Source organism: Variovorax boronicumulans (assembly GCF_030812215.1).
GTDB lineage: Bacteria > Pseudomonadota > Gammaproteobacteria > Burkholderiales > Burkholderiaceae_C > Variovorax > Variovorax boronicumulans_C.
On sequence record NZ_JAUSSG010000021.1, the window covers coordinates 1 to 13,019 of the forward strand.

Genomic DNA, 13,019 nt, shown 5'->3' on the forward strand with positions numbered 1-13,019 from the left:
CTTTAGCGCACACCTCCAAGCGGGTCTGCGATTCGGATCAGATGCTTCCTGCAGCCTGCGCATCAGGCAAGGACGGCCTTCGTCGGACTATTACGGTTGCAGTCCTGCGCAGTCGGGCAGCTTGGGCCCATCCATTGAACTCTGTCCTGGTCATCATTGGCTCACCTCGGAATGACTTATTCGGGCGGATGAAGAGCACCGAATGTTGGAGCGAGAGTCGGCGGAAGAAAACTACGGGTATCGGTAGTTTTCTCTTCGGTGATCGAGAGATGAAGATTTGCGCGAATTGTCGTTCGATGAAGTGCGCAGCGAACGAAGTCAGGTGGAGGGCGTAGGGCGGAAGTGACTGCGTGCAACTGCGCTCTGGGGCCACGCTTTGTCCGTCGGCCCAACAACTAAGCTTTGCTATTAGTCAACTCTCGTTCCAGTGACTCATTCACCTTCTTCAGCTTCTCGCTGGACGCACTGAGCTGTTTTTCGAGTTCACTTGTCTGCTCGACCGCACGATCCACATCGGATGACACGACCTCTTTCGGCAACTCGCTGTCTAAAACGGCGTGCACAACCGCAAGGTCGTCTGCAGCCTTTTCAACTGCCTGTGTCGCCTCCTTGTTTTCTTTCAGCGCTTTGGCAAGGCTGGCCGTCTTTTTCGTGCTTGAAAGTGGCGTCTGCTTGGGCATGGCTTTCCTTGGATCGAGCGACCGCACTGATGCTAGCCAAAAATCCGAGATTGCCAAAGCGCAGCGAACAAGTTGAGCTTTAGGCCTACAAACGTGGCGTGACTTGTCCGTATAAACGGTGACGGCTCCGTCTTCAACCCAATGCACCACACACTGACATGGCGCCCTTGCGCAATCGCTATGCCACTCGCAACCATCCTGGTCGAAGATAGCAAGGTCATTAGAGAGAATTTGATTTCAGCGCTGGCGGAGCTTGCCGACGTGGACGTAGTGGCCATCGCGGAGACGGCAAGCGAAGCCGTTGCCATCCTTGAAAGTCGCAAGCACACATGGCAGCTGGCAGTGGTGGACCTCTTCTTACGTGAAGGATCCGGCCTCACCGTCTTGCGCGCTTGCCAAGGGCGGCTGGCCCATCAGCGCGTGGTCGTGTTGACGAACTACCCCACCGAGGAAATGCGGCGCCGCAGCCTGGAACTGGGTGCCGACGCGATTTTTGACAAGTCAAAGGAACTCGACCTGTTCTTTGACAGGTGCAACTTGCCGTGAACCTGGATCTGTCGGGATCTAGCGCGTCGCATTTGCTGAGAGTCATTGGGGGCATATGACGATGACGTCATTGCCTCGCTACGCCCAGGGGACCACCTTGGTGGTTGGCGTGCCGAATGGTCGTCACGCCGGAGGCCTGAACAGTAGGAGGAAGTTCGCTGGCTTTGCCGCCATGTAATGAGCCACTCCACCACAGCAGCTCAGTCAAGATGGGGGCGCTGGACGCTCACCGGAGGCCTGAGCCCAGTGGCGTAGAGGATGCAGGCCGTCGCGGCGCGCCGTTGCCACCGAAGCGCTGCAACGCATCGCCAGGAGCTACCGCATTGAGCGGGAGTTGGCCACGCTGACGGGCCAGGAGCGACTGGCCCGCAGGACCGTCGTCACGCAGCCGCTATGGGACGAGCCACGCACATGGCTGCAGCTGGAACGTACCCTCGTGCACGACGGCACTGGCGTGTGGTTGGCAGAAAGGCGGCTGAACAGCGGCAAGTCGGTAGCGGCGATACGGGCCGTCGCGATCGGCGATCTGGCGTTCGCTGCTGGCAGCTGGCGTGAAGAATTTTGTGCCTAACTGCCGATAACTGGGTGTTTACGTGCCTGTGGTTATCGTCGGTTGGTGCGTTTTCAAAGGCTTTTTGGGTAGCCCGCACCCAACACGAGGTGGGTGCGGGCGTATGACGAGCTTGGTCAACCTCGCTTTGCTGGGTATGGCTCGACCTCAATCCCGACGTTTTTCGACGTACTCGGCTAGAACGCGACTGAATGCTGACCTCACGTCCTCTGGTGTGGGTTCGATGAGCCCGAGGCGAATGGCAAGCCGGGTTGCTGCGTGCCAACCCGTATAGCCGACGAGCATCTGCTGCGTCACCTCTTCAAGGCTCTCAGCGAAAACCTCGGTCCGTTTCATGATTTCTGAAAACTCTACTTCATATGTCTCCCGAATTTCGGCAGTCCGGGTCACCAGGGCCTCGACGTAGCTGTCCCATATCGCGCCATAGCAGCAGTTGCTGACATCGTTCAGGTACGCTGAAAAACGAACTGCATCGAATCCCTCGGGCAGCTGATGAAACGCGCCATGCGGCGCTCGCAGCTCCAGCTCCATCACATGCGCGCGCAACGATGGGCCGAACTCGCGACTCGCTCGGCATTCTGGTCGATGCTCGGGCAGGCCCTGAAAACTCGAAACGATGAGGCCACACGAGATCGGGCCGTCGGCGATACCGTCCGAGCCTGCTCCCGCGTCTGCACTGACGGCGATTTCAGTGATCAGCTGATTCAGGCGGTACCAATCGCGAGCGCCTCGGACGTCCCGAAACATCACCGGCTGGTCGGCAAGGTTCACGATGTCTTGCCGAAGCCCGCGTATCGAGGTCTTGTCACGCGAGCGCGGAGCACCGGGGCGAACTATCGACAGCACCGCTGATTGCAGAGCGCCCACTTCGCGGTGACGGCCGGTGACGAGCAGCAGCGAGAGCGCCGGAAGACCTAGGATTCTCACCAGCGGTGCGTACAGTGCGGCACCCAGCGCAACGATCATGTAATCGTTGCCCTTGAAGTGCACCCCCACGTTGGCGTTCCAGTCAGCGACGGTGCCGCAGCTGGGCGGGGGCATAGGGCCGTCTTCGACATGCACAGGCTTGACCGAGGCCCCTTCTGAAAGAAGGTAGACCTTGCCTCGCCACGCCAGGCAGGAAAATGCCCCGCCTTCTGGCCCTGTGACCTGCCAGACTCCAGCATGTCGAAGGACCACAACGGGCTCCGCGATGTAGTCGGCGAGGTGGGCGCCGATCTCGGCAAGGTATGAATCTGTCGTTCCGTCGAGCGCACCGATCTCCCGGCACAGGTCGATCAGTCCGCTCAGCCGTCCTTGCAACAGGTCCGCACGCGACAAACCGTGCACGCTGTGGCTGCCGGGTCTCTTCACGTCAATGACGATCAGATCAAGCAGCCGCCCGTTGCTGTCAGTGCCTTGGCGGACTCTTGTGACCGAGCGACGGAATCGATCGGGACCAGCCAGGCCGCAGGCTTCACCGGAAGGCCGATTCATCGGTAGCCTCCTTTCGCATGGCTGTCGAGCAGTCGCAAACCGAAAAAATAATTGCCTTCGCTGCGGCGCTTGTGCGCGAAGCCCTTCTTTTCCACACGTGGCGGAAACTCCTTGTTCGACAACGGCTTGCGCTTGGCACCACGTGTGTACTGAACGTAGCTCGCGAAGGCCTCGCCGGCGGCAACCCGGGCACCGGCATCGACGCGGCAGCATTCATTGAGCCACGCCTGCACCGAGTCAGCGCTTGCCTTCAAGGCTTTGCGGCAATCATTCACGGCCTTGCATTCGCCAAGGCCATCGCGCGCGTACGTCGCCGCCCCGCGCAGCAGCCACGCGAGGATGCCCGCGTGCTCTTTCTCCAGCTTGGCTTCCAAGTCGGGGTCGGCCTTCTTGCCGCGGAAGTTGGCCTCGAACGGCAATGGCACTAGGCGACGCCACATTGCCAGATGGCCGGCTTCGATCTGGGGCATCGTGTTCGTCGACAACCACAGCTTGCCTGGCGGCGTGAAGGTCACCAGGTCACCGTAGGTCGGTCGGGCCGACAACTGGTCCCCGCCCGCGAATTGCTTCACGAAGGCCTCGTCCAGGCCGCCCACCGGCAGCTCTGTGCAGGCCACGAAGCGCGCCCGTTGCAGCGGCGCCAGCGCTGGGCTGGGTGAGTTGGGATTGCCCGAATACGCCCGTGAGAGCACGTTCGGCGCGATTGCGTGCGCGTACTGGTCCAGCACCGCCTTGATCGTTCGCATCAGCACGCCCTTGCCGTTGCCGCCCGGGCCGATCACCAGGAAGAAGACTTGTTCCTTCGCATGTCCGAACAGGGAATAGCCAAGGACGCGCTGCAAGTAGCGCGCGAATTCCTCGTCATCGCGAACCACTCCTCGGATGAAGGTGTCCCAGATCGGGCAGCTGGCCGTCGGATCGTAAGCCACCGGAGAGCGAAACGACATGCCGTCGGCGGGCGTGGCCGCACGCCAGTGGCCAGTGCGCAGGTTGACCACACCGTACTTGACAGCCAGCAGGTCGGGCTTGCTGTCGAAGGTGCCTGCATCGATGTGCATGCCGGACAGCAGCTCGGCGTGCTTCACGATAGCTTTAAGCCCGGTGGCTGTGCCGAAACTGCGCAGCCTGTCGGCTAAGCCGCCGCCGCGCGCCAGCTTCAGCGTTGCGACCATCTCGCGCGCCGCCATCTGGGGGCGGTGGGAGCCGGGTTCCCAGATCGTGCCGTCGAACGCAAACCATTGGCCCGCCTTCGGGTCGTAGCGCAGCGTATCGGCGTACAGCTGGCAGAACTGCTCAGCCAGTGATGACTCGTCAAAGCTGAGCTTCTCGTCGGGCACTTGTTCTTGCTCCAACTTGGCGAGGTAGAACAGCGAACCCAGCGTCACGCCACCCTTGGGCTTGAAAGCGTCCCAAGTGCTGCGCTGGATATCGGCATCGTGCTTGGTCGATGTGCGCGACCAAGCGTCCCAGACGGTGTAGCCAGCGTCCGACGCATCCCAGTGGTGCAAGGCCATCCCAACGCACAGCCAGGTTTGCCGGTCGTCGGCCGGGATCACGGCCAACGCGGCGAGGATGCGCTCCTGTTCGATCTTGCCTTGGCCGACGACGGTATCCAGGTTCGGTGCGAGCGCGAGACTCGGGACAGGAGGCTCGAACTCCTCGGTCGGCGCATTCGCCCATTCCGATTCCAGCTGCTCCAGAACTGCGACATCCAGCTTCAATCCTAAGCCGCCGATGAGCTTGCGCAGCTTCAGCGGCTTGGGATTCTTCGCCATGTACACGATCTTCACTGGCGGGGCGTCGGGATACTTCGAGTTGAGGGTGCCCGCCAGACGCATGACGCGGCCGATGTCGCTCACGCTGAGGTCGGTACCGAACATCTGCGCAAGCGCCTTCTGCACGGCGGAGAAGGCCCAGATCGGGCAATCGTCGACCAACCAGTAGGCGTGGAACTTGTTCTTCGAACTGCGCACGATCAAGTGAGGCTTCAGAGGCAGCGCGCGGAGGTCCTTGACCGTCAACTCGCCTTCGTCCTTGTCGATGAAGACGGCGTTGACCTTCAAGAAGTTGGCCTTCTCGCGCTTGCCCTTGCGGCTGCTGTTGATGGACATGCACACGCTCAGGCCGCCGGCGTTGGCTTCAGCGATGTGCTTGTCGAAGTCCTTGGTCAATCGACCGTAATGCGTCTGTGCGGTCTTGACCTCGCCCTTGCCGAAGAGTGCGAAGTGCGCCGGGTCCTTGCCATGGAAGAGTTGTTTGAACTTGCGGCGCGCGTCCTTGACCTCCGGGTCCCGTAGCGCCTTGAGGCGGGATGCTCGGCTCATGCTCCTGCACCTCGCTTGTCTTGGGCGTTCTGGCTCTGCGAGGCCTGCTGCTTTTCGAGACGAGCATCGCGCTCGCGGATGCGCGCAGCCACCCAGGCCGTCACTTCGGCTTGGACCCACGCCACCGTGCGGTCGCCCGTGGACACCGGCGCGGGAAACTCGCGCGCGTTGACGCGGTTTGCCAAGGTGGACTTGCACCAGCCGGTAAGCGCCAAGACCTTGGGACGGCGGATCAAGGCTTGAGCCTCGGCTGAGACGACGAGGCCGGAGAGCATCGCGCCCGGCGAGGCTGCAGGGAGCGCCGCCGCATGCAACGGAGCTTGGGGGGTGAACATCGCGTGCGGCGATGTCGTGGGGAAGGGCGAGGCCATAAAAAATCTCCTTTGAACAGTAACGACCAGCAACAGCGCTGGATTCGTAACTGTTCCAAAGGAGATGGGTTTTCAGAAACGAATTACGGTGAATTCGCTTGACAGAACCGTGCTTTTCAAATCATGGTTTCTGTTCGGTGCTCAGCGCATCGAGAAGTTGCGTGCGGATGGCAAACTCTCCCAAGCCGCAATCGATGTTGTGTTCCTCGAATTCTGTGAAGAGGCTCTTGGCATGCCCAGCAATCGAATTGCGATTCAATACGCCAAAGTGAAGTTTGACAAAGGCAGCAAGCAGCTTGTTCGCATTGTTCGAGACACGCTTTTGCGCCGGAGTTGGCTTGGATTGCGGTGACTCAAATACCGCCACTTCAGTTTTGGGCGCGCCATCTTCAACGAAGACGCCAGTCTCATCGTGCCAATCGCTCGGGATTGGAAGTGCAGCCGCCGCGTGTTCCATTTCGTTGACCGAGTACGGCAGTGTGCCGAACTGATGGCGCAGCGCTCGAACAGCAGTTACCACATCCACGTATTGCTCGTGTTCCTTGGATGACGGTTTCGATCCGGGGTGATTCTTGAAATAGAGAACACCAGGAGCCACAGAGTCTTTAAGGATCGTAAGATTCGCACGAATAAATCGTACCCGGCGATAAAACTCGCGGGACAGACGTTCATCCTGGAGAAGCGCTTTGCAAAGCACTGGTTTGGGCTCGCGATCCATGCTCAGCATCACGAGCATCCAAATTTTCATGGCTCTTTGACCGTGAAATTCAGATGCATAGGCTGCGGGAGCCGCATCGTCAGTCATTGCGTCTGTCACGCCGTTGGTTTTTGTGGCGATTTGATCAGACAGGGAGGGTAGGTGGGTCATCAAACGGTCCTTTTGGATCGAATGCAAGACGCCAACGTCCATTCTTGTTATTGCGCTTAAAGGTTGTTGTAGTGCTATGCGGGTGGTAAATTAAAAAGAGAATTTGCGCCAATGCAAAGCAAAAGATCGGGCGTAGGCAAGGGGCCAAATCCAAAGGAATTTTCCTTGAAAAGGGCTCTTGCCCACACTTGGGCTATCGCCAAGACTAGGCACGATGTCAAATATTGGGACGTGGATGAGAAACGCAAGAGTGAGCAAGAAAAGCTCTGTTTTCAGGGCTGCACGCGACCATCACCAAGCCCCCTGCAGGGGGACTCAACTGACGGAGTAAGGACGGCTTTGCAAGCCCGGAAAAACATCGGAAAATTTCCCAGGCCGAGCTCGCCGACGTCATCTCGTTTTGCCTGTCTTATGGTAACGATCTATTGATGATCTGGGTTTGCCCTTTCCCGAGGAGAGGTGGGGGGAACCCGTGTGGTGTGTAGGCAGTGTAGGCTTTTTTTGTAATTCTTTAAAAAAAAGCATACAACCCTAGCCATGGCTGCCACAACACCTCTGCGTTTGCCTACACACCCTACACTGGCTACATACCTGCGGCATCAAGGTGAGAGGGGAAGTAGATACAGAATCAAAAAAATCACTGTGTTTTGGATGTGTTTCTACAGTCTTTTCGCTGTGTTTCTGCTGTGTACTTGGTCTGCCTCTGCTGTCCCCCCGACTGCACGGCTTCTCTGGTATCTACGATGCTGAATCTGCCATGTCTACAGCGTCTTTGATGGTTTCGGTAGTCCTAGGGACGGTCTCACAGAGCCCCCCGCTCCTTGAACAGGAGTCAAAATCCGATAAGGCAGGTAACTCGCATATTAAACAGTGCCGGGAGCGAAAAGGTCGCCAGCAACCGTAGAAATGAAGGTTGATTTTGAATGAGGGGGATAGAGGCTAATTGTCTAAGGAATTGGGTGTGATTTTTAGCCGGCTTGGTCTCTCTTTTTTGATGACGTTGTCCCATGGCTCCTGGTTTTTCTGCTTTCATCTGCTTTTTAACCATCTGGGGGATTTGATTGCTGGCATCCGTATTGAATCAATTGGAGTCCCGCGCGCGGACGCTTGCTCATCAGTCGGAAGGCCATCTCGCGGTTGATGCCGAAAAAACTCCGGATGCTCCAAAAGATGAGCAGATGGAGAATTTCCATCTGTGGAGCGGCATGGCTAACGTGGGCGACGGCCTATTTGCTGCCGCAAAGCCTCTAGTCCCCGCCCGGCTGCTCAAAGAGTCAAAGTGCGAGCTGCTGATGTCCACTGCACCCGTTGTGGTGGTCGGTGAGTACCGGCTGCGCCCACCTGATGGCGCGAAGATCGGGAGCCCCATGCCCACGCCAGCCAATCCGTCCGGGCCGGATGCGTGCGGTATTGAATTGAGCTTGGTGTTTTGACGGGGCTATCCGCAGGCCTTTCCAAAGCGCGATGCTATTCGCGCCAATTCGCATCTGGCGATTGAGTTTTCTGTATGGGGCTGGCGAGAGCGATTGGCATTGCTCAACTTGGTGGCCGATCATCGGCGGTTGGTCGAACGCCTGCTGGAGGTGTCGGGCCTGCAGGTAACGACCGCTACTGGTGTTGCGAAGTCAAAAGGGTTCGGGCATGGGCACCAAGTGGGGGGCGTTTGTGCTCGAGCATCTCGGTCGCGCTGACTGCGTTCGGGATGGCGGACCTCGTTCCACAGCGCCCGGCAGCGCTCGCCCAATCAGGCGCTGAGTTCGACGAAAAGCCGAAGCGGCGCCGGGCCGCCTCAATCCAGATGCGCCGACGGCTGTCCTGCAGGTTCTCTCCACACGCCCCTTCTCCCAGCCCGATGCGACGTTGCAGAAGTCAGGGTCGTACAGGTAGTGGGCGCACATCACTGCGAAGCGGGCATTGACTGTGCGGCCCTTGCCCTTGTGCACCTTGTCCACTGCGGTGCGCATGTTGTCGTAGATCCCGCGGCGTGCCACACCGCCCAATGCTGCGAACGACCCCGTGTGAGCGTCGAACAGCATCTCGTGGCCTTGGCTCGGGTATGCCACCAGCCAGAACGCATGGCTCGCACACAGCTTCAAAACGCCGCGCCGATCGCGGGGCTGATCCTCACGACGGACGCGACGGTGGCGGAGTTGCCCAAACCGCAGAAGGCCCCGGCCGTTCCCGCGGATGGCGGCATGGACTTCTGACACCGGAGGCGGGCGGCACCAGACCGGCATGTGGATACACCGCTATCCAGACTGGACCGCCCGCCGCGGGCCGAGACCTTCGATGCGCAGAGCCTAGCCGAAGAGTTTCTCGCTGGAACGCCGACCGCGAACATCGTCGCGACCGGCCCTGCGTGGCAGCGCGGCCTGGTGCCGCTGAGCCTGGAGGCGCTGATGCACGTGATCGAGCTCAACGGCGTGGCCGTGGCAGCCAACCACTCGGCGTTCTCGCTGGGGCGGCTCGCGGCGGGCGACCCCGCCGCGCTCGACCAGTTGCGTGCAGCACCCATGCAAGCGCAGACGCAACAAGCTGACGAGCGCCCGCTGGAAGCGATGCATCGCCGATGCGCGCCGCCTTCTCACCGGCTACCAGAACGCCGCATGGGCCGCACGTTTCGACAAGCGCATCCGCGCACTGCAAGCGGCCGAATCCGCGCTGCGCCTGTCCTTCACGCGCAACGCGGCGCGTAGCCTGTTGAAGCTCATGAGCTACAAGGACGAGTACGAGGTCGCGCGCCTCTACACCAACTGCGCGTTCCTGCAGAAGCTGAAGGATCACTTCGAAGGCGACCTGAGGCTCGAATTCCACATGGCCCCGCCACTGCTCTCGCGCCCTGCGCACAGCCAGGCGCTCGGCAAGATTCGCCTCGGCGCGTGAATGCTGCCAGCCATGAAATAGCTGGCCCACTACAGGCGGCTGCGCGGCACCGGCCTCGACCTGTTCGGCTACACACAGAAGCGGCGGACGGAGCGTGCGCTCATCGCCCGGTTCGATAAGCGGCTCGATGAACTGGCCGCCGATCTGTCATCAGCCAACCAGCAGCTTGCTGATCGACGATCTTGAACGAGACGAAGCGCCTGTTGGGCCGTCGGACCGTTTCGCAGATTGCCTCCGCGTCAAGCTCGTCGTTCTTGTTGCTCTTTACGCAGGGGCGAGCGAATTCGACCGCCATGATGGGCACTTCATGCCCAACGGCGGCGAGAACGCGTGCCCAGAGATGAAAGCCTCCGCAAGCTTCCATTCCGATCAGCGCGGGGGCAGTTGAGCAAAGAAGACGCTGAACTGGCCGCGCTTGATCTGCTTTCGGAATGTCTGCACCGTGCTCATCGACTCCATGCACCGAGAACTTCACCAGATCATGACCCACACGAACTGTTGTTACGACCGTTCTCCTGGAAGTGTTGAGAGTTCTACAACGTTGCTCAACGTCATCCCCCTCGTACAAAAGGGGGCAATCTTATTGCTCCAAGGCTGGGACATTCTTGCCGGATCACTGCACGCAGGTAAGCGAACTGCCGTGGTGATGGCCTTGTCCACTCCAACAAGCTCAAAGAGGACGCCCCTCCTAATTCCGCGACGCCCTGAGGCAACTGCTGACGCCAGCCCGCCAGTCGGGCGAACCTGCCGCTTACCTAGCTTGGATCAGAGGTCGGTGTTTTTGATTTTGTTTAAAAAAATTGAACAGACATTTCAAAATTCATTTATTATTAAAATTAATCTGGATCTATAATTTAATAAAAATATTTGAGATTTTTAAGGTCCCATAGGACAATTTCGATAAACTCAATATTACCCATTGCGCGAGCAGATGCTCATCTGGGAGATAGCCGGGTGTACAGGTCTGTCTCGGACCGCCATAAAGAAGTAGGTGCGAGTGAGCGAAGAATTCTGCGCCACGCCAAGCGGACGAGCTCAAGCAAGCTCGATCTATGCCGAGAAGCTCGCGACCGAGGTCATCAAATCGCGGAAACAGCGGCGCAATCTGCGGCAGATCCGCACACCCAACCTAAAAGGAGAGCACCAGGTACTTATCCATTCCCTGAAGCCGTCGGGCTCAAAAAAGGGGTGGCCAGTATTGAAAAGAAATTCAGAATCAGAGGGCGGTGGAACTGAAGAATTCCCATTTTTATCAAGGGTGCGGAGATTTTCAATTGATTGCGTTGATCGACGAAAACCCAGATAGTAGAGTTTCCTTTCAAGCTCGGCTGGGTGTCCTCGGCTATTTTTCTGTGGGTTTTGGATCGCCAGAGGAGGCCTTAAATTCTGAATCCGAAGGCAGGAATTTTGACTGCATCGTGTTCGTTTTAAAAAACGAAGGAAGCGCATTTCTTCAGTTCAAAAGGGAGCTGGAAAATTTAGGTGCGTCCTTGCTGTTCGTTACCTTGCAGGAAAGTTTGAGCGTCCTTGCGGGACTAGGAGAATTCGCGATTGCGCCTATGAATTTTGATGCAGTTCCGCTAAATTGCAGTGACCGCGAATTGGCGTGGCGATTGCATTTTTTGCTGCGCCGTGGTGCAGGAAATACTGCAAAAGAGAGGGGATTCTGTATGGCGGGTTATCGCTTCGACAAAAAAAATAAAAAATCTTGGCTTAAAGGAGAAGAGGTAAGGCTAAAGCCGTTGGAGTTTGAATTGGCATTTGAGCTGTTTAGGAATATTAATTTCACCCTGTCCAGGGATTGGCTGTATTCCACGGTATGGGAGGGATTAAATAAATTGCCAAATTCAAGAAGACTAGACGCCTGTGTTAGCTCAGTGCGGAAAAAATTAAAAATATGTCCGGCTAACGGTTTTATTCTGCGGGCAGTTTACGGGCGCGGCTACAGACTGTGTTCGGTTCCTGAGAAATGAAATTCGAACGATCACTCTGGGAAGAATTTTTCAATCGCAGGGCGTCCGACCAGAGGAATTCTGAAATAAATAGAGGACGGTTTAATTGCATAGAAGTTTCATGGCTTACTTGAAATTGGCCGCCATGAATTTCTTGGTCTTAAATTTCCTCTGTTTTTAAAAAATTATTATTTTTTCGAGGATCTCGAAATAATTTTATATTGAATGAAGAATTGGCTGAAAACTCTTGATTTCAATGGGGTTAAAGAGTGTAATTTCAAGGATTAATAGAATGAATAAGTCATATAAAAGCATTTGGAATGAAGCCTTGGGCGCTTGGGTTGCCGTATCGGAACTGGCCGCTGGAAAGGGAAAGAGCAAAAACGTCGAGCGCCCCCGCAAGGGTGTGTTTCCCTTTGGGTTTCGGATGGACGCGGTGAGCGTCGCAATCATGTTGTTTGTTTCGGGAATGACTGGAGACGCCAATGCGGCAATAGTTGGCGTGCAATTCCCCGAAGGGACCGCGACGGGGTGTTTGTCTGGGGCCTCGGGAGTGGTCTATCGCACTAACCCAGGGCCGACCAATTTAGCTGGGATGACCGCGGGGGGGGTTCAGGTAGGCAGTGGGAGTGGTACATATGGCTGGGTTTCGGGGTGTGCTGCCATCGCGAGCGGTACGGGTTATGTGGCTCTTGGCTCTTTCGCGAATGCGGGCTCTTTCCGCGGCGTTACGGCCATTGGTAATCAAGCCACGACGGCTGCGAATTTCGCTACAGCCGTTGGTGCTGAGTCTCTGGCTAGCGGTGTCGGCAGTTCCGCCTTCGGCACTGGATCCATTGCGTCTGGTCAAAACTCTATCTCGATAGGGGGAGGGGGGGCGTCCATATTGAGTGCGGCCGACTCCACAAGGGCGACGGCAGATGGCGCAATTGCCATTGGCATTAATAACGTCAAGGGCGCGCAAGCATTGGCTGCTAATTCAGTAGCTCTCGGTGGCTCGGCCCTTGCTACGGGCTCTGGCGCGCTCGCGATCGGCCGTGATGCCAATGCGGCTTATGCCGACAGCGTCGCGTTGGGCGCAGGCAGCGTGACTGGCGCCACGGGGCCGACGGGGGCGAGCTTCCTAACTGGAAAGAATGCGCCAGCCTCAGAGGTGTCGGTAGGATCGACTTCCGCTCAGCGACGTCTCACGAACGTGTCCGATGGGGCCGCGCCGCAAGATGCCGCGACGGTAGCGCAAGTAAGCACGGCTGTGAGCACGGCCACGAGCAGCATCGACAGCCTGTCGACTTCGACGTCCAGTGGTCTGAGCACTGCAACCAGCGGTATCTCCAGCCTGTCGACAGGC

Annotated in this window: 10 protein-coding genes and 4 pseudogenes; 7 read left to right on the forward strand and 7 right to left on the reverse strand. The window is 57.9% G+C overall.

Annotated features, from left to right (window positions below):
* Positions 1-395: 395 nt before the first annotated feature.
* Positions 396-680, reverse strand: a complete 285-nt coding sequence (locus J2W23_RS31130) for a hypothetical protein (RefSeq protein ID WP_307651471.1) — start codon at positions 678-680, stop codon at positions 396-398.
* Positions 681-860: 180 nt separating this feature from the next.
* On the opposite strand from J2W23_RS31130, the gene J2W23_RS31135 reads away from it, so the two are divergent.
* Positions 861-1,226 (forward strand): response regulator, encoded by a 366-nt coding sequence (locus J2W23_RS31135; protein WP_307651472.1) that lies wholly within the window; start codon positions 861-863, stop codon positions 1,224-1,226.
* A gap of 286 nt (positions 1,227-1,512) precedes the next feature.
* Positions 1,513-1,797: pseudogene (locus J2W23_RS31140) on the forward strand (hypothetical protein); the annotation flags it as partial.
* Positions 1,798-1,944: 147 nt separating this feature from the next.
* On the opposite strand, the gene J2W23_RS31145 reads toward J2W23_RS31140, so the two are convergent.
* The 4 genes from J2W23_RS31145 to J2W23_RS31160 form a co-directional block, all read right to left on the reverse strand.
* Positions 1,945-3,273 (reverse strand): hypothetical protein, encoded by a 1,329-nt coding sequence (locus tag J2W23_RS31145; protein WP_307651474.1) that lies wholly within the window; start codon positions 3,271-3,273, stop codon positions 1,945-1,947.
* On the reverse strand, positions 3,270-5,597 hold the full coding sequence (locus J2W23_RS31150) for a phage/plasmid primase, P4 family (RefSeq protein WP_307651475.1): 2,328 nt from the start codon (positions 5,595-5,597) through the stop codon (positions 3,270-3,272). The genes J2W23_RS31145 and J2W23_RS31150 overlap by 4 nt, the downstream gene beginning before the upstream one ends.
* Positions 5,594-5,968, reverse strand: a complete 375-nt coding sequence (locus J2W23_RS31155) for a helix-turn-helix transcriptional regulator (RefSeq protein WP_307651476.1) — start codon at positions 5,966-5,968, stop codon at positions 5,594-5,596. Before J2W23_RS31155 ends, J2W23_RS31150 begins: the two co-directional genes overlap by 4 nt.
* 121 nt (positions 5,969-6,089) lie before the next feature.
* Positions 6,090-6,836, reverse strand: coding sequence for a hypothetical protein (locus tag J2W23_RS31160; protein ID WP_307651477.1), 747 nt, complete (start codon positions 6,834-6,836; stop codon positions 6,090-6,092).
* 1,061 nt (positions 6,837-7,897) lie between these two features.
* Between J2W23_RS31160 and J2W23_RS31165 the strand changes: the two genes are divergently transcribed.
* Entirely contained in the window at positions 7,898-8,269 is a 372-nt protein-coding gene (locus J2W23_RS31165; RefSeq protein ID WP_307651478.1) for a hypothetical protein, read from the forward strand.
* Positions 8,270-8,464: 195 nt separating this feature from the next.
* On the opposite strand, the pseudogene istA reads toward J2W23_RS31165, so the two are convergent.
* Positions 8,465-8,932, reverse strand: a pseudogene (gene istA, locus J2W23_RS31170) (IS21 family transposase); the annotation flags it as partial.
* Between istA and J2W23_RS31175 the strand changes: the two are divergent.
* Both J2W23_RS31175 and J2W23_RS31180 read left to right on the forward strand, forming a co-directional pair.
* On the forward strand, positions 8,912-9,043 hold the full coding sequence (locus J2W23_RS31175; RefSeq protein WP_307651481.1) for a hypothetical protein: 132 nt from the start codon (positions 8,912-8,914) through the stop codon (positions 9,041-9,043). The pseudogene istA and the gene J2W23_RS31175 overlap by 21 nt on opposite strands.
* A 295-nt stretch (positions 9,044-9,338) precedes the next feature.
* Positions 9,339-9,905, forward strand: a pseudogene (locus J2W23_RS31180) (DUF6537 domain-containing protein).
* Here the strand turns inward: J2W23_RS31180 and J2W23_RS31415 are convergent.
* Positions 9,883-10,209, reverse strand: a pseudogene (locus J2W23_RS31415) (IS110 family transposase); the annotation flags it as partial. The pseudogenes J2W23_RS31180 and J2W23_RS31415 sit on opposite strands and share 23 nt — an antisense overlap.
* A gap of 736 nt (positions 10,210-10,945) precedes the next feature.
* Here J2W23_RS31415 and J2W23_RS31190 point away from each other — a divergent pair.
* Complete coding sequence (locus tag J2W23_RS31190) at positions 10,946-11,692, forward strand: response regulator transcription factor (protein ID WP_307651479.1); 747 nt, start codon at positions 10,946-10,948, stop codon at positions 11,690-11,692.
* A gap of 271 nt (positions 11,693-11,963) precedes the next feature.
* A partial coding sequence (locus J2W23_RS31195; protein WP_307651480.1) for an ESPR-type extended signal peptide-containing protein occupies positions 11,964-13,019 on the forward strand: 1,056 nt, incomplete at its 3' end.